We start from the raw sequence: 21,526 nt of genomic DNA, 5'->3' as shown, positions 1-21,526 counted from the left end.
CCCTTCAGCCGATCGCAACGTCTGCGATGGGAGATACACTTGAACCGAAGCAGGCTCGTTCACACTGCCATTTGCGCAATCGTAATTCGGAGGTACTTTCATGACGACATCCGCGCAGCATCCCTACCACCCCATCATTTATGTCCGCGGCTTTGCCGCCACATCGAGCGAAATTGAAGAAACGGTGGCCGATCCTTACATGGGGTTCAATATCGGCTCAACCAAGTCGCGCGTGGCTTGGACCGGTGACGTCAAGCGCTTTTACTTCGAGTCACCGCTCGTGCGGCTAATGGGCGACCACGAATATGAGGATGTCTTCGTGGATGGGGACGACCTCGTGGCAGCCGAGCGTGCCGACCATCCCGTTCCATATCGCTCAATAATTATCTACCGCTATTACGATGAAGCCTCGAAGGACTTTGGGGACGGCAAGACGCCCCCTATTGAGCACTTCGCCAAAGGGCTGGGCACTCTTATTCTGCGCCTGCGCGAAAAGGTCTGCGCGAATAAGGATAACAAGGTTACGCCTAAAGACTTCCGGGTCTATCTCGTGGCTCATTCCATGGGAGGGCTGATCTGCCGGGCTTTTCTGCAGAATACGAAACTTGGCTCAGCGGAGGCGCGAGGGGCGGTTGATAAAGTCTTTACCTATGCCACGCCGCATAATGGCATTGACATGCGGATCGTGCGTAATGTGCCGGGTTGGCTCTCGTTCGGCGATATCAACAATTTTAATCGCGACAAAATGGCCGGATACCTTGCGGTACCCAAGGGCGATGACGTCTCGGTCGTCAAAAATTTTCCGCCCGAGCGCATCTTCAACCTGGTCGGCACCGATGCACGCGATTACACCGTGGCCGGCGGCATTTCGTCGTGGGCGGCAGGGGATGCCAGCGACGGGCTGGTGCGTCTTGAGAATGCCACCACGCATGGGCCGGGCTCCGACGGCAAGGATGTGAGTTCGCCGCGCGCGTTCGTGCACCGCAGCCATTCCGGCCACTACGGTATCGTCAACTCCGAGGAAGGCTATCAGAACCTCACGCGGTTCCTGTTTGGTGCACTGCGCGTGGATGGCATTCTGGATATCGACGACATCACATTGCCCGTGGAAGTGCAAAAAGCGCACGAAGACGGCAAGAAGATTCGAGCGTCCTACCAGTTCGAAATTGCGGCCAGCGTGCGCGGCTGCCAGTGGCAGATGACACGGCGCGAGGTGCGCGAGAACTCCGCCATCTTCCGCAGCTATGGGGAACTCTTCCCTGGGAAGGATGGAACCAAGCGCAGGCCGGATCGCACGAAGAGTCCACACCTCTTCTCCATTTTTCTGGATCCAAGCAAGAGCGTCAAAGCATCCAAATCGGTCAGCTTCGCTTTCGACATCAAGGTCCTCGTACCCGACTACGTCGTGGATGGCCTGCTCTTCATGAAGCGCCATTACGAGGGTGGGTTCATCTATCGTCAGTTGATTCTGGTCGAGGCCTTTCCCGATAAGGGAAATCCGAGTGGATGGCGCATCAAGTATGGCTATCAAGACATGAATCCCGGGAAACCCGGCAAAGATGTAGAAACCCGTCCTCTCATCAAGGGGAAACCGAGTGCGGGCATCACCTTCGATATCCCCATCGAGCAGAACGCTCGCCCTGGCCTGACCGGCACCCTACGCATCGAAGCAAGGCCGTGGAGGTGAGTAGTGGGTGGCGTGAATTGGTAATGGCCGAATTGTTTGTGCCGTAATCGACTCATTGAGTGAAGTTTTGGGTTTTCTGATTTAAACTTATCCAATTGAAATTGGGAGGTATCGTGATGAATACGAAGCTGAGAGAACTTCCAGTCGACGAGCGTATCAAGCTTGTTGAAGAGTTGTGGGATAGCATTGCTTTCGATTAGAAGGTGCTACCCCTTACCGACGAGCAAAAGGCGGAACTCAACAAACGTCTTGATGCCTACGAAGTCGATAGAAACCGTGGTCGAATCGCAACCGAATCTATCACGGAAATTCGGCGCAAGCTGTGACCCTTGAGGTTCGACTCCGGGAGGAAGCAGAGGAGGATTTAGCGGATGCCGCAGCTTGGTATGAAGAGCAGCCGCAAGGTCTGGGGCACGAATTCCAAGATAAAATTCAGACAATTTTATCGAGCGTAGCAAATTTAATCATTGTTGTTATATGGCACAAGAGATGAGATGCGCGGCGCTATCCTGATCATTGGGTCTCTTCTTTGGGACGACTGTCAAGAAGTACGGCGGCAGTGGCGCGAGCGCCGCCTCCGACTTGCTGGGAAAGAGCATGTCCAGATGCCGCTGGAGTACAGGCGTCGGTCCAGTAGTCGGGGGAACACGTTCACGATGACATTAGAGTCTTCTATCACTCCACGAGGCCAGGCAGTGCTGGTGCCTTGCGCGGTGCGGACAGATAGGTTTGAAGAACTATTGGAGGAGGCTGAGGAACTCTGGAAAGCAGAATACCCCAAGGCGGCAGCGGGTGCACTGGGCGCAACTTGGGGTTGTGTCGGCGTCAAATTTTCGGATTTATCACACAGTTGGCTCAAAGCATGGTGTCAAACTTTCCGTGAGAGGAAGACACGCGTTATCTCCCCAGTGGATGACCGCGGTGTTTTCGAAATTCCTTGGCCCCTAAAGGCAACCGGCGCAACTGTAGATGTCGATTTCGTCCTTGCCACAGCGACTCTAAAAGAATGCAGTCGTCCAACCGTCGAAGAAATCGCAGATGCTTGGATCCAGCAGGTCGAGGGACATGAGCGCTATTTTTTCGAGAACGTACGACTTGGCATCCGAACTCACGCAGACGTTTCTATCTGGAATCAAATAAGGGAGAAAGCTCCAGCGTGGCTCAGCAAGTCGCAGTATGCGGAGGCAATCGCCATTCTCAACCAGGAATCGGCAGATGGCGTATAACAGGTGCATCGAGGGCGACGTGTTAAAGCCCTTTGCTTTACATGGGGTAAAAAAAGGACAAGAGATGAACGACTCTGAAGCCTGGATTCTTAAGTTTAGTGACTGCGAAAGTATCTGTGACCTAGACGAAATCCGAAACTTTTCTATCATATGGAATTATTTCGAATCTACGAGTTTTGACAAGAATTTTAAAACTAAAAACATCCAAGCCTTTTGTAGCAAAACTGCTCGCTATAGCTTTTCGGATCAAGAAACTACTTGTATCAGGGATGTGTATGCCCTGTTCAGTTCAAGGTATGAATTTGAAAAAGGGAATTATGATGAACTCCGCCACGATATAGGTCTTAAAGGAAAGGATTTAACTCATTTCAAAGATTTGGTTGCTACATATAATAAGGATAAGAAGGACAAAATAGAAGAGGCAATCAAGATTCTAATATACATAGCCTTCAGGTTTCGCAATAATTTTTTTCACGGGGAAAAAGAAATAAAGAACATTAAATCATTTGAACCGATATTCAAGGGATTAAATAGCCTCTTAATCATTCTGAATGAAAAGTACGTGACCTAAATATACAAAAAAGTACGAGCAGGTCCAAAGAAAGAGACGAAAGCTGCACTGAACGCGCGACAGGATCTCGCCCTTGCGGCGTGTGCTGCTTAGGATGAAAACACTTTTCGAAATGAATTTAAGGGCCAGATCTTCCAATCACCTTTTAGCTGAAATCGTAGGGTTCCATGGCTCAGCCTTTAGGAAAGGAATTTCCGCACGCCGTCTATGTATGTCACGAGTTGGGGCAACGCCCGGCAGAAGATCGTGCGAACCAATATTGCTTGGTAGACCTCTCTTGCCTTCTTCGTCCAGTTGGTCGATCGGTTTAGTTAGAGATATTGTCTCGATAGTCCCATAGGTAACCATTCACATCTGCTGAGCAAACCTCCCGTATGCAATCTCTCTTTCCTGAGGCGGAAGTCAGGTGGCGCTCGACTTTTGCCGAGGGTGGAAATTGAGAAAAGGATCTAACTGACGGGTATCAGGAAAATGATAAGCGGCTGTGGGAAATTGGAAAACCTTAAGATTTGCATTATGCTACGAGCCGTCTGATGTTCTGTTGTGTTGAAAAAGGTTTAAGATAAGGGCTTGTTGGAATTCAGTTTTTTCCTTATTGCTTTTTTCCTGTATGGGTTGGAGATGCCATGAAGCGCGTGATGACCATTGTCCTGTGTGTGTTGTTAGGGATTTTTTTTATTGCGGCAGGGGGAGCCAAGCTCATGGGCAGTGAGTCCCAGGTTGAACATTTTGCGCAATGGGGGTATCCGATTTGGTTCTTGTATTTGACCGGGGTCATTGAAGTCGGCGGCGGACTTTGTTTGTTTATTTCGAAGACTCAATGGTATGGCATGGTGGGCCTGAGCATCACCATGGTGGGTGCAGCGCTGACACACTTGAAGGCTGGAGAAATGGGTGCTGTGCCCGTTCCACTTGTGCTTCTCGGTCTTCTGCTCCTGTTGGCTTGGATGATCAGGGAACCATCCAGGAAGAATGAAGCCAATCACTGGCCTCCCCAAAAATGAATTGCCTGAAGCTTCATCCATGTTGACCACACAAAATTCTTCAAAAAATCTCTTGAGTTGTTTATTCACATTTCTGTAGGGATTCGTTTGTCAGGAACTCTGCTGTGTCGGATGTGCCTGGAGCACACGTTGGGCTAGCCGAGTCTTAATGAGTTTGAAGAACTCGCCAGTGGCCCATCAATACAAAGTCTTTTTGTGTTGACCCATTCCGGGTTGACCCCTCACATTTTTCGGACTCCTTTCATCGTTCCATTCCTTGACCAGGCAAGCGGTCATTCCATAACCTCAGGAACAGGCATCATTGACCATTTTTTCCATGTGCAGAGGGAAGAGAATAAGGAGGTCTGATCATGATACCCACATTTGGACTCGCGCGATCGGTCTTTTTGAGAAAATTCCCGGTTGCTGTCACAGCCATGACCATGATGATACTGGCGTGCACGGTTGGGATACTGCCCGTGCATGCTGGCCAACATCCGCATTCCCAAACGCTCCGTGGCACTGTAGAGGGCAATGGCCATGCGCAACGCGGATATAAGGTCTCGCTTTATGCGGCTGAGGCAGGTGGCCATGGGAAGGGTCAAGTGCTTGGAACGGCTAGAACCGATGGCGACGGGAAATTCAAGGTCCGCTACCGGGTGCCGCATGGTCAGCAATTCGTCCTCTTCGTCATTGCTGAATACGGCCCGGTCATGCTGGCCGGTGTCATCGGCACGGGCCACCATGTTTACGACGCCGTGGTGGTCAACGAACGCACGACGGTTGCCACGGGAACCGCTTTCGCTCAGTTCGTCGACGTCTGGAAAATTCACGGTAATACTTACGGAATGATCAACGCCGTGAAGATGGCGGAGAATATGGCCAATCCGGAAACCGGAGACATTGGCGAAGTGCTCTTCAATACACCAAATGGAACCGAGACATCGACATACCCGACCTTCAATTCCCTCACCAACGTAGTTACGAGTTGCGTCGCGGATGACACCAACTGTTACTCCCTGTTCATGGCGACGACACCGGAGGGAGGACCCGCGCCGACCACGGTGTTGCAAGCCGTCGCCAACATCGCCAAATATCCCTCGTATCCAGGTTATCCGACAGATACGGACGATCCGCTCTATCAGCTGTCGCTATTGGACCCGGTCAATCAGCCGGCATTGATGAAACGTCCGACCAGCTGGCTGTTGTTCATTAAATTCAACGGGGGGCAGCACAACATCTACGATCCATTCAACCTCATGAGCGGCCCTGGCCAAATTGCCTTTGACGAAGGCGGCTTCGCCTGGATCAACGACAACTATCGTCCGACATTCTCAAATGAAATTGCCTGTGCCGGGCAGCGCCTGATTAAAACGTATCCCTGGGGTGAGACCTTCCCCGGATCGCCGTACTTCGGCGGTGGTCTCAGCGGGGCGGGGTTTGGCATCGGGCTGGACCCGCATGGCAAGGTCTGGGTGGGCAATTTCGGATTTGAGGCGCCGGCCTGTGCGGATACCACCGTCGAACCTCTGCCTGACCCGGCATTAAAGATTCCAGCCGCCCATGATAGCGTCTCGGTGTTCCGTCCCGATGGCAGCCCGATCTCCGGCTTCGATGGCTTCACTGAAGGCCATATCTGGTGGCCCCAGGCCACCGTCTCAGACAAAAAGGGGAACATCTGGATTGCTAACTGCGGAAACGACACGGTCACATTCATTCCAAAAGGTAAACCTGGCCATGCGAGGAACATCGCGTTCCCGGGTGGACGAGGAGCAGAAGGCATCTACGCCCCCACTATCCCGGATACGGAGCCGGATTCGGACGCGCCACTTCTCAAACCGTTTGCCATCGCGATCGATCCGAAGGGCCGCGCGTGGGTAACCGCCAACCAGGTCGGATATGTGGCCGATTCCGGCACGGCCGATCCAACCGAGGCGATTGGCGGGGTCTACCGCGTGTCGTCCGATGGCACAGTGGAGATGCTTCCGAACCTCAATGCCAAATCCGAGCCGGTGTTGTCCTGGCCGATGGGAATTTCCGGCGACAGCCAGGGAAACATGTGGGTCTCTAACTCGAATTCGGTGAAAGTGCCCTGTGTCGACCCACTCGATCCTCAGGACGGAATGGATGGTCCTTCAGTCACTCTGTATCCCGCCGATGACAGCGCTCCCTCTACTCATATTGGTGGCGGTCTGACGATTCCCTGGGGCAACGCGGTCGACGGAAATGACACGCTCTGGGTGTTTAATTTTGGACAGAAACCAACCCGCGATGTCGATGAGAACACGGTGTGGCCGGATACGCCGCTCTCGCATTTTTGCGGTGCGGATCCCAGCAAATGTCCCTCGGGTAAAGGCACGGGCGATCCTATCTCACGGGACCCCGGTTACGTCAGTGACGCGTTGGATCGGGTCACAGGTGGTGGTATCGATCCGTCTGGCAATGTCTGGCTCCTGAACAATTGGAAAAAGACCGGTCCTTTCGGGCCGGTCTATAACACCAACCCGGGGGGCAATTCCTTCGTGATCGTTCCCGGCGCGGCCGGACCCGTCAAGACACCATTGATCGGGCCACCGCAATCATTTGATCAGCGAGGCCACAGGAGAGACCACCGCAGAGGCCATCGGAGCCACTCACCTCACCAGGCATATGACCGGGATTGATCATCTTGATGCGTGAAAGCGTTTGAAGGTCACGCGAAACCTTCATTGGTTATCGTCCTGCGTCGGCGCTCTCCTCCATTTCACGATGGGGTAGGGCGCCGAAGTTCCAGCCCTCCCGGCCCTTTTCCCCCGTTCACCACCGGTGATGTCATTTCCTGGGGCCACTTGAGGCCTTTCTTTTCTTGGCTCACGACGAGTGCCTCTGTCCTCGCTTTTCAGTAAGGCTACCGAATATGCCCGATTCGAGATGATTTTCGTGAACTCTCACCTCTCATCGTATTTACTCAAATGATATTCCCATGTACAGGACTGTGAGGGTGGTCACAGACTGGTATAGGGATTGGGCGAACGGAGGCGGTTTTCCAAAGCCGATCTTCCTAAAACGTTGTGAGTCATGCCACATGTTTCTGAAATGCAGAACGTGAAAAAATTTTTGACAAAAAAAGAGAAAAATGTTACCCAGGCGAAAACTATGCCTCTTTAGGTTGACGTAACCGGTAATTCAAAAAGAACATTCCTCTCACTGGATCTCTCTGGGGAGGCTTTCATGTATAGGCATTTTCTTTTTGGACTCATGATCTTCGGGAGTATGTTTGGTGCGATCAGCGCACTGTCATCTCAGTCGGCAACCGCGCAAGCCACCGACACGTCCCCGGCCGGCATGGTGGCGTACTTTTCGACGCAAAGCGAATGTCCCGATGGCTGGGAGTCGGCGACCTATTTGCAGGGACGTCTCGGCCTGGGGACGACCGATACGGCCGATTGGACGCTCCTCGAGCAAGTGGGCACGGCCCTTGAAAATGAAACAGCCCCGTCCCACGACCATCCGTTCGGCGTGACGCTGAGTCTTCCTCAAAAAACGGTCGATACGGGTTACTGCGGTGGAAGCACCACGGGGGGCGCGAAGAAGGGAGACTATACGGTTAACGGTCCTGCTTTGAGCGGCGACACGGGTCTCCCCCTGTTCCAGATTCTTGCGTGCGAGAAGAAAGATAGTGGACAATCGCCGCCACCGACAGACGACTACGGCACGTCGGCGCTGGCCTTCTTTAATCTCAATTCCTGTCCAACCAACTGGCAGCCGGCGATCGGCTACCCACAGGGCTATCAGGTGACCTGGAGCGGACCACAAAATTATAAGGTGGTGATCACCTTTGACGGCACGGACAGCGATAAGGATGGTGTTCTCAGGGGACGGGGCTCCGACCCGTCGAAGATCGCCGGAGGCAAAACAAACGAACTGAATTTTTGGAACATGGTCGTTTTCCAGAATAATCAGACAAAGGCCACCTATACGTGGAACACACAAAAATCCCGTTCCGACTTCAACTTCAACTATGCCCTTGCCGGTCAAGAAGTGTACGCCTCCGTGCAGTACTCTGAAGAAAACGGTCTGAATGCGGGTATCACGGGATCAGGAGCCACCGACTATAACTTTTTTTCGAATCAAGCAGCCGACGGAATCTGGCTCGTCCAAGCAGGGGAAAATAATCAGGCCGCCAAAGGTCCATTGGGGAACACACAATTCACGGCGCGAGCGTCATCGTCATCCGTCGATGGCTATTTTGTCATGCCCTTCGAAGCGCCGCCCGATGGGACCGTCGGAACCCTGGTTGGCAATCCCTATTCCAACGGTGAAGAGCGTACCCATACGCATACCCTGACCTCAAGCATCAATCTCGATACAAGACAGTATGAGCTCGCGCCCTGGCCCGCTAGTTGCTCAAGCCTGACCAGCGACGGTAAGCACTCGTTTAGCGGTAAGACAGAGGGGGTATTCAATAATGTGCCATACACCCAGCTCCTCCTGTGCGAACGGGAACCGAATTTTTCATCCGCCAATCCGCCGGCTGGTGTTCCAACCAACGTGGTGACGTTCTTCGGTAGTCAAAATTGTCCCTATGGCTGGAAACCGAGCCCGACGGGTAGCGGTCGCTTTCTCGTCGGCCTACCCGACGGCGGAAACGAGGATCAAGCGTTCGGCGGCGGGAATCCGCTGCAAACGCCGGGCGATCGGCCTCAGCATACCCATGGCCTCAAAGGATCGGTGTCGATTTCGGAGCAAAAAGTCGCTCTGGCATCGGGGACCGATTCGCCAGTCTTTGGTCATGACGGGACGTACGACTATAGCGGGTCGACCGACTCAAGCGATTTTGGCCTCCCGTATTTGGCCGTGGCGAATTGCCAGCCATGCGTCGTCAATGATTCCAACCCGGTCTGCCACGAACAGGCGCAGAGCAAGGAATAAGGATTCTCAACCCATACGATTCTGTTTAGCGAAGAGGAGCGGAAAAGGCAGTGATCACGAACATCGCCATCGGGAGGAATTGCATCGACGATTCTTTTGTTGACCCGGGAAGCGCCGGTCTCCAATGCGCTCACGCGAAATCTGTTTGCGGTGTGGCAAAATCTGGCCAGTCAAAATCTCGCCAGCGAGCTGTGAACGCTCAACGGGACGGGGAGCCGGTCCACTTCTATATGGAGAGTATGTTATGCAGACCTTGATGTTTTCGCGTACGGGGCTCATGGTCGTTTCGTGTATTTTGGGCACGGTCAACGCACTGTTACCGCAGTCGGCCAGCGCGCAAGCCACCGACACGTCACCGGCCGGTATGGTCGCGTTCTTTCCGCAAAGCCAATGTCCGACTGGATGGGAACCGGCACCCTATGCACAGGGGAGGCTCCTGCTTGGCGTCACCGACTCCACGATGTACGACCTGGCCAAAACAGTCGGCACGCCCCTGACGAACCTCACAGCCCCGGCCCATCAGCACGACTTCACCGCTTCGGTCAGCCTCCCCGAGAAGCAACTCAATACCGGCGACTGCGGCTCGTTTGAGCACGATACCCAGCATAGGACCGACACTACGCACTACTACACCGTCAAGGGGACGACCCTCAATGGAGGGTCCTCCGACCTTCCGCTGTTCCAAATGCTCGCGTGTGAGAAGAAAGTCAGCGGTCAATCCCCGCCTCCAACCGACGGGTATGGAACCTCAGCGCTGGCCTTTTTTAACCTCCAGTCCTGTCCGGCCAACTGGCAGCCGGCCGTCGGGTATCCCCAAGGGTACCAGGTAACGTGGAACGGACCGCAGAACTACAAAGTCGTGATCACCTTTGACGGGACGGATAGTGACAAGGATGGTGTTTTGCGGGGACGTGGATCCGACCCGTCGACGATCGCAGGAGGCAAAACGAACGAACTGAATTTTTGGAACATGGTCGTTTACCAGAATAATCAGAAAAAGTTCGCGTTCACGTGGAATACACAGAAAGCCCGCCCCGATTTCAACTTCAACTATGTCCTTGCCAGCAAGGAAGTGTACGCCAACGTGCAGTACTCTGAGGAAAACGGTTTGAACGCGGGCGTCTCGGGATCGGGAGCCACCGACTATAACTTTTTTTCAAATCAACCAGCCAGCGGAATCTGGTTAGTCCCAGCGGGAAATAATAATCAAGCAGCCAAGGGTCCGTTGGGGAACAATCAATTTACCGAGAGCACGCCTACATCCACCGTTGACGGCTATTTCGTCATGCCATTCGAAGCGCCTCCGGATGGAACCGTCGGAACCCTGGTTGGCAATCCCTACGCGAATGGTGAGCAGCGTTCGCACAGCCATGCTCTCACCTCAAGCATTAGCCTGGACTCGTATCAATTTGAGAAAGGGGTTGGGGTATGCCACGATCTGACCAGCCCCGGCACCCACACGTTTAGCGGATCGACTGTCGCCACATTCAACAATGTCCCCTACACTCAGCTCCTGCTCTGCGAACGGGACCCCACCTTCTCCACACCCAATCCACCCACGGTGCCCTCCGACGTCGTGACGTTCTTTGGCACCCAAAATTGTCCCTATCCCTGGAAATCAAGCGCCACGGGATCCGGGCGTTTGCTCGTAGGTCTGCCAGACGGCGGCACCCCGAACGAGGCCTTCGGGAGCGGGAAACCGCTGACGGCTCCCGGCACCAGGGTTCCACATACGCATGGCCTGAAAGGATCGGTCACGCTAGACGACCACGAGAAGGTCGCCCTCGCGATTGGGACCAATTCAGCTCATTTCGGCATGACCGGGACCTACGACTACGGCGGAACCACCGATGCGGGGAACTTCGGCTTGCCCTACCTGACAACTGCAAATTGCCAACCCTGCAGTGGGCCGAACGATGCCAATCCGGTTTGCAGCGAACAGGAGGCGCAGGGAAAGGAATAAAAATTCCCGTCACACGAACCCGGCTTCATCACGGAGGAGGAGAGGACATGACGGCAGCGATCACGAACATCACCATCGGCGTGAATCTCATCGACGATTACCTGTTGACCCAGGAAGCGCCGGTCTCCAATGCGCTCACGCGGAATTTATTTGCGGTGGTGCAGAATCCGGCTAGTCAAGATCCCACCAGCGAACTGCTGACCATTGATGGGGACGGCGATCCAGTGCATTTCTACCCGGACCCTACGTCCCAATCGGGCTGGACAACGGTGAAACTCGGGGCCACGGCACCAGATAACACCGGCCCCTGCAATCGTCTCGTCGGGTTTTATCACCAGGGTACCCTCAACGCCCTCTGCTACTACCCCCTCAAGACGGGGGCCGGAAGCAGCGCGGTGTGGATGCAATCGTCCGTGCCCGGCACGTGGACCCCCGCCTCGTTATCCGCCACGGCGAAGAACTGGATCGGCTACACCTATCAGACGGATCAGTACGTGGACACCGACGGCCATGCCTATTTGTACGGGGTTACGGGCAACGTCACCCCCCACGCCTTCTTTGTCCTGACCTATTCCACCGATCCGCAAACCGGCACTCCACAATGGATGCCGATCGCCGAGCGGTACCCGACACAATTCATCCCGGAAATTTCCGATCCCGACACGGCGGCCTTTCGCCTCACCGAAGGGACGGGCGGCAGCGGGTCGGTCACGGTTCTCTGGATCGATGGCAGCACCATCTCGCATGAGGACGCGACGGTGACCTGGTCAGAACAGAACAACCAGCAGACGGCCACGTTTACCTGGAGCGAGCAATCGTCCACGTTCAACCCCGGGAAAGGCACGCTGACCGCCGACAACCTCTATGCGGTCCCCGGCGAACTGGGCAGCGGCCAGCTACTGCTCCTCGATGCGACCAACACGCTCTGGCTCGTGGCGAATTTCTATGCGGCGCAACCGTCGATCACGCAGTTGACCGGGCTTGCGAGTCAACCGAAGAGCGCGACGGCGGTGGGGGTGGGCGTCGACAGCAGTCAGACCGTGACCATCTTTGGCATCGAACCGGGCAACGATTATCTGTGGTATCTCCAGCAGACGGGGAATGGCTCGCTCACCTTCGGCAGTTGGGTGCAGTTGGGCGGCACGCTGCTCACCCTGAACTGCCCGGCCTACATGCGGGCGGGGCCGGAGCTGTTCTCGGCTGGACTCGCGACGGATCCGCAGTCAGGGGCGAGCGCTCCCGCGGTCTTTCACATGGATCAGAACCTGCCCGGCGGGCCCCAGGGCAATGGCGATTCCCCAGGTACACAGGTCTGGTCGACCCGCAAGGTCTCCGCGCCGCCGGCGCCGGGCACCACGACGCCGACTCAAACCGCCACGTATTCCATGGAGTTGGCGGGGTTTGATGCCGGCAACAATCCTGTCGCGGCCGGCACGGTGACGGTTACGGCCGATCAGGCCGTCACCGTGGTCTGGAACAGTTATGCCTATCACATCGGCCCTACCACGCCGCTTACGGTGGAACTGGACGGCGCGGGGCAGGCCACGGTCCTCTATGAAGCGGTGGGCCTGACGCCACCGGTCATCACCTTCACCGCCGTGGATACCGGCAACCACATCACGGGCTCACGATGGTGCCGGGGCGATGTGGTCCAATACATCCAGGCCCTGGACGGGACGCCGCTGGCGCCGCTGCCGGGCTCGGTGACTCCGCAACTGCAAACGGTGACCGGCACGGACCTGATCAATCAAGCTTTGACGGGAGGGGATTATCAGGAAACCGGCCCGGCTAACACCGCCGCGCAGGCCATCAATTCCGCGGGGAATTGGATGAACCAAAACCCGACGGACTCCACGGAGCAGGGGACTATCGATCTGAGCCAGATTAAGACGCGGCATTGGGAGATCGACTTCGCCCATCCCGAGGGCCCGCGGTTCCGCGTACTTACCGAGGAGGAGGCCCGCGATCTATTGACCAACCGGCGGGCCACCGGCCAGTTGGGTTCCTTCGGCAGCGTCTTCGGGGATGTAGCGCATTTCTTCAAGCACGAGTTCGATCAGCTGACCTATTTTGCCGCCACGGTCACCGACGATGTGTTAAATATCGTCTTTAATGATTTGGAGCCGTTCGTCATCTCGACCATCAAGCAAGCCGGCGCGGCGCTCGAAACCATCTTCTCGAAAATCCGGCAACTGGCGGATGAGATCTACAAGGTGCTTCAGGAGGTCATCGCCTGGTTGAAGATGCTCTTTGATTGGGACGATATTCTCAATACCCATACGGCAATCAAGTACGCCGTCAATCAAACCTTATTCACCAATCTGATGACCGTGGTCGGCGATGCGGAGAACGACCTGTCGAAATGGTTCTCTTCCCTCAAGTCGGACATCACCAATGTCTTCGACAATATCGAAAGCCACTTCGACAATTCGACCAGCTTCAATAATTTTGCGAACAATGCCCAGACAGGGGCACCAACAGCCACGAACACCAACGTGCTTGCAGGTACGACGACGCTCAACACCAACCAGCAGCATGCGTCGAAGTGCAATTATGTCTACAGCCGTTCGAAGACCTCCTTCGGAACCATAGGCGCCGTGGCGCCTGCGGGAGTGCCACCCGGCCTGGTCGGGAGCGATCCGACGACGGCCATTATTCAGGCCATTCAAACCAGCATCATGGATCCGACAAACGCCAATGGGCAGTCGCTCTATACGGTCTACTCACAAAGCCTGCTCAATTTCATAACAGACACCTTGAGCGATCCCAGTAATTTTTTGGATCTCATTATTCTCCAATTCCTGGAAGCCGCAAAAGATCTCGTGCTCTTTGTGGTCGATGCCGTGGAGGCGGTCCTGGAAGCCATCCTCAATCTGCTCGAGGATGCGGTCGAGGCATTCCAAAGCATGATCACAGATTCAATCGACATCCCGATCATCACGTGGCTGTGGAAGAATGTGATCACGAACGGCGACGAGTTCACCTTGCTCGATCTGTTCTGCCTGATTCTTGCGGTGCCCGGTACCATCCTCTATAAAATTTTGTATGGGGGCTCAAACGCGTCGCCTCCCTTCACCAGCACAACCCTCGATGAATTGCAGCAAAGCCAGTTGGCTTGGCCGTCCATCCCGGCCCTTTCGGACAGTGGTGTCGAGTGGTCAGCGCCGGTCGGATATACGCCTCCCTCCAAGGAGGTGTTGGAGCCTCTGGGCATTCTCGCGGGACTTTCGTATATCGTCACGGGATGGTGCGCCATGAATATGGATCTCAAAGCGGCTGCGGGGGAGGACGATGCCTCAGCCCGAAACTACTCGATTCTTTCGGTTATTCTTGCCGGCTTTCAGATTGGTTCAACCGCTCCATATTCGGTTTTCGGCAAATCGTCGGGTGATTGGACGCAAGCCGACAGGTGGACACTCAACGCGTGGTTTACCGGGATCTTCCAGGCGTCGTGCGATGCCTGTTTCGTTGCGCTTTCCACGACCCACACGGCAACCGAGTTTGTTGATGGAGCCGGGCCTGTGGGTGACACCGCTATCGGTGTTTGCCAGGAAGCGGTCGGCATTGTGACCTGTATCTACCAAAGCCAATCGGGATCTGGATACTCCGGTTGGGACGCCGCCGGCAACGTCATTGGGCCGATTGACGAAAGTCTGAAGTTTATGCTCGATTGCGGTCCCGAAATCCAGACAGTTCTCATTTGTTTAGATTTGATCCTACCCATCGGAGTGTGTGTGACCACCTGCAAATCAGCCGAAGATGGTTAACCCGGTCCAGATCCGAGTTCCGTAAAGTCGGGGCCTGCTTCGCAGGTTTTCGACATTGCCATCTCAAGCAACAAGGGTTGTCTGGAACATAACACATCAAGATCTCTATCCATCTTCATCCATTTTTTATCAGGAGGAGCGGACATGACGGCAGCGATCACGAACATCACCATTGGCGTGAATCTCATCGACGATTACCTGTTGACCCAGGAAGCGCCGGTCTCCAATGCGCTCACGCGGAATTTATTTGCGGTGGTGCAGAATCCGGCTAGTCAAGATCCCACCAGCGAACTGCTGACCATTGATGGGGACGGCGATCCAGTGCATTTCTACCCGGACCCTACGTCCCAATCGGGCTGGGCGACGGTGAAACTCGGTGTGACACCGCCCGCCAACACCGGAATCTGTAATCGCATCCTGGGGTTCTACCATCAGGGCGTCCTCAACGCGTTATGTTATTATCCCCTCTCGACGGGGGCCGGAAGCAGCGCGGTGTGGATGCAATCGTCTACTCCAGGCACCTGGGAACTTGCCTCATTGTCCGGCACGGCGAAGAACTGGATCGGCTACACCTTTCAGACGGATCAGTACGTGGATGCCGACGGCCATGCCTATTTGTACGGAGTCACGGGCAACGTCACGCCCCACTCCTTTTTCGTCCTGACCTACGCCACCAACCCGCAAACCGGCACCCCACAATGGATGCCGATCGCCGAGCGGTACCCGACACAATTCACCCCGGAAATTTCCGATCCCGACACGACGGCCTTTCGCCTCACCGAAGGGCTCGGCGGCAGCGGGTCGGTCACGGTCCTCTGGGTGGATGGCAGCAATATTTCGCACGAGGAGGCCACCATCACATGGACGCAGCAGACGCCCACGTTCACCTGGACCGGGCAGTCCGGGACGTTCAATCCCAACAAGGGCGCCCTCACGGCCGAAAACCTCTATGCCATTCCCGGCCCGCTCGGCAGCGGCCATCTGCTGCTGCTCGATGCGACCAGCACACTGTGGCTCGTGGCGAATTTCTATGCGGCGCAACCGTCGATCACGCAGTTGACCGGGCTTGCGAGTCAACCGAAGAGCGCGACGGCGGTGGGGGTGGGCGTCGACAGCAGTCAGACCGTGACCATCTTTGGCATCGAACCGGGCAACGATTATCTGTGGTATCTCCAGCAGACGGGGAATGGCTCGCTCACCTTCGGCAGTTGGGTGCAGTTGGGCGGCACGCTGCTCACCCTGAACTGCCCGGCCTACATGCGGGCGGGGCCGGAGCTGTTCTCGGCTGGACTCGCGACGGATCCGCAGTCAGGGGCGAGCGCTCCCGCGGTCTTTCACATGGATCAGAACCTGCCCGGCGGGCCCCAGGGCAATGGCGATTCCCCAGGTACACAGGTCTGGTCGACCCGCAAGGTCTCCGCGCCGCCGGCGCCGGGCACCACGACGCCGACTCAAACCGCCACGTATTCCATGGAGTTGGCGGGGTTTGATGCCGGCAACAATCCTGTCGCGGCCGGCACGGTGACGGTTGCGGCCGATCAGGCGGTCACCGTGGTCTGGAACAGTTATGCCTATCATATCGGCCCTACCACCCCGCTTACCGTGGAGCTGGACGAAAGCGGGCAGGCCACGGTCCTCTATGAAGCGGTGGGCCTGACGCCGCCGGTCATCACCTTCACGGCGGTGGATGCCAGCAACCACATCACGGGCTCACGGTGGTGCCGGGGCGATGTGGTTCAGTACATCCAGGCTCTGGACGGGACGCCGCTGGCGCCGTTGCCGGACTCGGTGGCTCCGCAACTGCAAACGGTGACCGGCATCGATCTGATCAATCAGGGCTTAACGGGGGGCGCCTATTCCCAAACCGACACCGCCAACACGGCGGCACAGGCGATCAATTCCTCCGGAAACTGGATGAGCCAAAACCCGACGGACTCCACGGGTCAAGGGACTATCGATCTGAACCAGATCAAAACGCCGCATTGGGAGATCGACTTCGCCCATCCGGAGGGCCCGCGGTTCCGTGTGCTCACGGAAGAGGAAGCGCGTGATCTGTTGCGCAACCGGCGGGCCACCGGCCAGTTAGGCTCATCCGGCAGCATCTTCGGAGATGTAGCACATTTCTTTAAGCACGAGTTCGATCAGCTGACCTATTTTGCCGCCACGGTCACCGACGGAGTCCTCAATATCGTCTTCAATGATTTGGAGCCGTTCGTCATCTCGACCATCAAGCAGGCCGGCGCGGCCCTCGAAACCATCTTCTCGAAAATCCGCCAGCTCGCGGATGAAATCTACAAGGTGCTTCAGGAGGTCATCGCCTGGTTGAAGATGCTCTTCGATTGGGACGATATTCTCAATACACATTCCGTGTTTAAAGAATGTATGAATCAGACTCTGACAAACCTAAGTGGCTCCATCACTTATGCGCAAACACTCGTCCAGAAAAACTTTGCGGAGGTGCAGGCAGAAGTAAAGGAAATCTTCACCAATCTCGAGTCGAAATTCGAACTGATCCAAGGGCAGAGCTATAACGACTTCGCGAATAGCGCTTCGGAAAGCCAAAACACCTTGGCTGACCCGAGCACCCAATCGACCCAGCAGCAACATGCCTCGAAATGTAGCTACGTTTACAGTCGTTCGACACCCTCGTTTACCGGGGCATCGGCCATCTCGCTGAGGGACCTGGGAGGCACCTTGGGCGACAGCGACCCCACGACCGTCATCACGGACGCGGTGAAGCAATACATCTATAGCGGCAATACTTCGGACCAAAACACGCAGCAGTTCAATTCGACCAATGCCACACTGCAGAATTTTGTTACCGGGAAGATCACTAATCCCAGCAGCCTATTCGACCTCATCATCGTGGACTTGCTGACTGCGGCGGAAGATCTGGTGCTGTTTATCATGGACGGCATCGAGTACGTCATCGAAGCGATTCTCTCGGTGGCGGCGTCCGCCATTAAAGCGTTTTCCGACCTGATCAACCAGCCCATCGACATTCCGATCGTCACCTGGCTGTGGAAGAACGTGATCACGAAGGGCGACGAGTTCACCTTGCTCGACCTGGTCTGTCTCATCTTTGCCGTACCGGCGACCATTCTCTACAAGCTTGTCGCCAGCACGCTATTAAATCCGAACGAAGCACCCCAAGCTCCGTTTTCCAGCAGCGACGTCACCACGATCCAGACCACCGGTCTCCCTTGGCCCACCATACCCTCCGAGGGTGTGCCGACAATGGCAGCGCGAACGTCGGACAGCTCTCAATTGTCTGCAAAGATTATGGCCAGTCTGACCGCCACCTCTTCGTTTTTTATGGGCCTTGGCTACCTCATGACCATGGTGAGCGATTACAAAGCCTACCAAAGCCAACAAGAAGGCGCTTTTGTCCCTTCACCCAAGGCCACGTTTTACTCCTACTTGAGCCTATTCTTTCGCTCAATGACATTTGCAACCGGTGCGCCGGGCAGCGTGTTTGCGAAACCCTCCTCCCAGTGGGCCATAGCCGATCGATGGACCGTGGGGCTGTGGAGCACACGGGGAGCGTTGGTCCTGGCGGATCTCGTGTATTGTGCCTTGTCCGTCTACAAGACAGGGGCAAAGTGGGTCCCGGTCTACGGGCCGGCGCTCAAATCCGCTATGGGCGTGCTTCATATTGGTATTGGGGCTGGGGCCAGCTACTATCAGCTGAGCGACAATAACTATAGCGATTGGGTGCCCATTAACAACTTTCTCCGACCGATCCCCAGCTGTTTCAAATTCTTGTTCTACGATCCACCGGAATCAGGGGTGTGGGCTCCGATTCCATGGTTACTCGTCATTGATGCCGTCGCCGGCGTCGGAGCGACCGCCACTCAAATCGGCGCCGCGGTGTATAAATTCCAGCATTCGAACTAGGGTACAGAAAATCAGGAGTGATTGCCTTGATAGGTTCCTGGCTTTGAAGAGGTTGGAAATGATTCTGCTCCCTACTTTCTGGACTTGAAATTGAAGGCCACCTTACCAACGGGACTGGAAATGTGTTACCAATCGAAGTGACACTAGGGGCCGGTGTGCGCGGTTGTGAGGAACACATTTTGTGCTGCGAGGTGTTAGGAGAACTCCGCCCTCTTGGGTAGCTGAAGAGCTGTTTTGCAGAGACGGACCATTTTAAACGCAAGCTATGCGTACTGGAAATGGAAAGCGAAGCCTCTCTTTTCCTGCCAGTTTTTCATAGCCCCGCCCCCCATACCACGGCTTTCCTCAAAAATGGCAGCATTGAACAGTGAAGGCTGTTCGACTGACGGTCTGTCTTATTTGAAAGTATTCATGGAAGTCTCATATCCGGTTCCTTAATTCCTACGATGCTGGATGTTGTCCTCTACGAACCCGAAATTCCACCGAACACCGGGAATATTATTCGGTTATGTGCCAATACCGGATTCGGTTTGCATCTGATTCATCCGCTGGGATTTGAGTTGGATGATAAGCGGGCGCGTCGGGCCGGGTTGGATTATCATGAATTGGCCAGGATGAAGGATTATCCCACGCTGCAGGACTACCTGGATGCTCAAAAGCCCTCACGAATTTTTGCGATCACTACAAAAGGACAGCGACCCTATCATGACGTGGCCTTCCAACCTGGTGATGCTTTGTACTTTGGCCCCGAGACGCGGGGCCTGCCTGCCCATATCCTGGAAGCCCTTCCTCCGGACCATCGGTTGCGCATTCCCATGCGGCCAGACTCTCGTAGCCTGAATTTGAGCAATGCGGTGGCCGTGGTGGTCTATGAGGCGTGGCGCCAGTTGCAGTTTTATGGCGCCAAGTAAGCTAAAGGTCCGTAGGCGAGAGAGGCTAATTCTGCTAGAGTAGAGCCTTTCATTTTTGGCATTTCTCGGGGTAATCCTGAAACGAAGAATGTTGCTGGGTTCTAGGGCTGTTCGTCCTAGGCACAGACCCTTCGCTTCCAATTCAGGATGACCATGTTGTTGAGATCTCATAAATGCTTAGACTGGCCGCCAGATATCTAAAGTATTACACAAATTTTTATCTATTAAGAAAGGTCATCGGATGAAGGAGATTTTGTTTGTGGGGGCGGGTTCGGTTGGGGGATATTTCGGTGCGCATCTGTCTCGCCACAATCCGAACGTGTCGTTTCTCCTGCGCCCGCGTTCCAGGGAGGCAGTTGCTAAAAACGGGCTGACCATCCGGAGCGCGATTGGTGAGAGCTTTACCGTGCATCCCAAGGTGGCTTCGGATCCCAAGGAACTGCCCCAACCGGATCTGATTGTGTTGGGGATTAAAGCCTATGACCTGGATGAGGTCATGGATCAGATAGAGCCGGTGCTGAAACCGGATACCACCATTCTGACGTTGCAAAATGGGGTGACGATTGAGGATACCCTGATGGCCAGGTTTGGCCGTGAGCGGATTGTGGGCGGGGTGGCCTTTATCTATTCCAGGATCGCCGAGCCCGGAGTCATTGACCATTATAAAAAAGGGATGCTGGCCATTGGCGAACCGTTGGGGATGGAGACCTCAAGACTTCAAGTCATACTGGAATTATTTAAAGGTGGAGGACTTCCCTGTTTCATCAATCCTGATATCCGGCGCGCGAAATGGGAGAAAATGTGTTGGAATTGTGTGTTTAACCCCTTGACGGTATTGCTGAATGACCGGGTGGCGAAAGCCCTGGATCATCCGGAGTTCCAACCGGTCATCGCGACCATCGTGCGGGAGGTCTCGGCCGTGGCCATGGCGGCGCACCGTGTGCCGTTGGACGAGGATATGCCGCAGAAGGTCGTTAAATGGGCTCAAGAACTTCGTGATATCCATACCTCGATGTATGATGATTGGTTGGCCGGACGGCCCACTGAGATTGATGAGCTGAACGGTTTTATTAGCGGGCAAGGCAAAGCATTTGCCGTGCCCACTCCCATGAATGACATGTTAACGGCCTTCATTAAGGCCATGACTATATCCAAGCCTTCTGTCGAGGCTACGATTCAGGTAGGCGGGGCCATCATGCAGTCTCTGCAATTGACGCGAACGACACTGGCGAAACTTCCTGCGGCGCATCAGATTTCTGAATTGCCCGCATTGATGCCCGGCATGAATATTCGTGGCGTTAAACTTCAAGCAATACTTGATGTTGTGACGCTTGATGTGGGAGCCGACCATGTGACCTTTGAGTCGCAGGATGGAAAATTTTCTGCCTGTCTGACGATAAAGCAAGCCGTGGAGTTTGGCATTTTGTTGTATGAAATGGATGGCGCGCCCTTTCCCACCGAACGCGGCGGGCCGTTCCGGCTAGTTACCCCTGGCTTGGGTGACTTGTGCGCCAATGTGAAACAGATCGGCAGCATGATCGTTTCCAAAGGCCTGGTTTCGGATAGTCGTCCACCTCAAGTCTGTCCAGAGAAAGAGTAGGTGTGTCTTG

13 protein-coding genes are annotated in these 21,526 nt (G+C 55.1%); all 13 read left to right on the top strand.

Annotation, left to right across the window (positions count from 1 at the left end):
* Positions 1-100 precede the first annotated feature (100 nt).
* The 13 genes from PJI16_02465 (at position 101) to PJI16_02405 (ending at position 21,516) form a co-directional block, all read left to right on the top strand.
* A complete protein-coding gene (locus tag PJI16_02465; GenBank protein MDT3776421.1) occupies positions 101-1,687 on the top strand; it encodes a hypothetical protein in 1,587 nt (528 codons plus the stop codon).
* A 116-nt stretch (positions 1,688-1,803) separates the two neighbouring features.
* The gene (locus PJI16_02460; protein MDT3776420.1) at positions 1,804-1,887 is read left to right on the top strand and encodes an addiction module protein; all 84 of its coding nucleotides are present in this window, start codon (positions 1,804-1,806) and stop codon (positions 1,885-1,887) included.
* Between the two features lie 3 nt (positions 1,888-1,890).
* Entirely contained in the window at positions 1,891-2,013 is a 123-nt protein-coding gene (locus PJI16_02455; GenBank protein ID MDT3776419.1) for a hypothetical protein, read from the top strand.
* A gap of 330 nt (positions 2,014-2,343) precedes the next feature.
* On the top strand, positions 2,344-2,913 hold the full coding sequence (locus PJI16_02450; GenBank protein MDT3776418.1) for a hypothetical protein: 570 nt from the start codon (positions 2,344-2,346) through the stop codon (positions 2,911-2,913).
* A 19-nt stretch (positions 2,914-2,932) separates the two neighbouring features.
* Positions 2,933-3,484 carry a hypothetical protein gene (locus tag PJI16_02445; GenBank protein MDT3776417.1) on the top strand — a complete coding sequence of 184 codons (552 nt, stop codon included), beginning with the start codon at positions 2,933-2,935 and terminating at the stop codon, positions 3,482-3,484.
* A gap of 626 nt (positions 3,485-4,110) precedes the next feature.
* The gene (locus PJI16_02440; protein ID MDT3776416.1) at positions 4,111-4,488 is read left to right on the top strand and encodes a DoxX family protein; all 378 of its coding nucleotides are present in this window, start codon (positions 4,111-4,113) and stop codon (positions 4,486-4,488) included.
* 350 nt (positions 4,489-4,838) lie between these two features.
* Positions 4,839-7,130: a hypothetical protein gene (locus PJI16_02435; GenBank protein ID MDT3776415.1), complete on the top strand. Its 2,292-nt coding sequence runs from the start codon at positions 4,839-4,841 to the stop codon at positions 7,128-7,130.
* A 547-nt stretch (positions 7,131-7,677) separates the two neighbouring features.
* Positions 7,678-9,378 carry a hypothetical protein gene (locus PJI16_02430; protein ID MDT3776414.1) on the top strand — a complete coding sequence of 567 codons (1,701 nt, stop codon included), beginning with the start codon at positions 7,678-7,680 and terminating at the stop codon, positions 9,376-9,378.
* 244 nt (positions 9,379-9,622) lie between these two features.
* Entirely contained in the window at positions 9,623-11,341 is a 1,719-nt protein-coding gene (locus PJI16_02425) for a hypothetical protein (protein ID MDT3776413.1), read from the top strand.
* A gap of 47 nt (positions 11,342-11,388) precedes the next feature.
* Entirely contained in the window at positions 11,389-15,108 is a 3,720-nt protein-coding gene (locus PJI16_02420; GenBank protein ID MDT3776412.1) for a hypothetical protein, read from the top strand.
* Between the two features lie 144 nt (positions 15,109-15,252).
* Positions 15,253-19,005, top strand: a complete 3,753-nt coding sequence (locus tag PJI16_02415) for a hypothetical protein (protein ID MDT3776411.1) — start codon at positions 15,253-15,255, stop codon at positions 19,003-19,005.
* Between the two features lie 446 nt (positions 19,006-19,451).
* Positions 19,452-19,916 carry a tRNA (uridine(34)/cytosine(34)/5-carboxymethylaminomethyluridine(34)-2'-O)-methyltransferase TrmL gene (trmL, locus tag PJI16_02410; GenBank protein ID MDT3776410.1) on the top strand — a complete coding sequence of 155 codons (465 nt, stop codon included), beginning with the start codon at positions 19,452-19,454 and terminating at the stop codon, positions 19,914-19,916.
* 241 nt (positions 19,917-20,157) lie between these two features.
* On the top strand, positions 20,158-21,516 hold the full coding sequence (locus tag PJI16_02405; protein ID MDT3776409.1) for a 2-dehydropantoate 2-reductase: 1,359 nt from the start codon (positions 20,158-20,160) through the stop codon (positions 21,514-21,516).
* The last annotated feature ends 10 nt before the right edge of the window (positions 21,517-21,526 follow it).

The sequence above is a fragment of the Nitrospira sp. MA-1 genome (genome assembly GCA_032139905.1).
GTDB lineage: Bacteria > Nitrospirota > Nitrospiria > Nitrospirales > UBA8639 > Nitrospira_E.
The sequence above is the reverse complement of the archived record's forward strand: the minus strand, read 5'-3'. Positions and strand labels throughout refer to the sequence as shown.

Bases quoted from the DNA above. Each gene is read 5' to 3' on its own strand.
- PJI16_02415 (MDT3776411.1), top strand. From the start codon at position 15,253: ATGACGGCAGCGATCACGAACATCACCATTGGCGTGAATCTCATCGAC.
- PJI16_02450 (MDT3776418.1), top strand. From the start codon at position 2,344: ATGACATTAGAGTCTTCTATCACTCCACGAGGCCAGGCAGTGCTGGTG.
- trmL (MDT3776410.1), top strand. From the start codon at position 19,452: ATGCTGGATGTTGTCCTCTACGAACCCGAAATTCCACCGAACACCGGG.
- PJI16_02430 (MDT3776414.1), top strand. From the start codon at position 7,678: ATGTATAGGCATTTTCTTTTTGGACTCATGATCTTCGGGAGTATGTTT.
- PJI16_02440 (MDT3776416.1), top strand. From the start codon at position 4,111: ATGAAGCGCGTGATGACCATTGTCCTGTGTGTGTTGTTAGGGATTTTT.
- PJI16_02460 (MDT3776420.1), top strand. From the start codon at position 1,804: ATGAATACGAAGCTGAGAGAACTTCCAGTCGACGAGCGTATCAAGCTT.
- PJI16_02405 (MDT3776409.1), top strand. From the start codon at position 20,158: ATGAAGGAGATTTTGTTTGTGGGGGCGGGTTCGGTTGGGGGATATTTC.
- PJI16_02465 (MDT3776421.1), top strand. From the start codon at position 101: ATGACGACATCCGCGCAGCATCCCTACCACCCCATCATTTATGTCCGC.
- PJI16_02425 (MDT3776413.1), top strand. From the start codon at position 9,623: ATGCAGACCTTGATGTTTTCGCGTACGGGGCTCATGGTCGTTTCGTGT.
- PJI16_02435 (MDT3776415.1), top strand. From the start codon at position 4,839: ATGATACCCACATTTGGACTCGCGCGATCGGTCTTTTTGAGAAAATTC.
- PJI16_02420 (MDT3776412.1), top strand. From the start codon at position 11,389: ATGACGGCAGCGATCACGAACATCACCATCGGCGTGAATCTCATCGAC.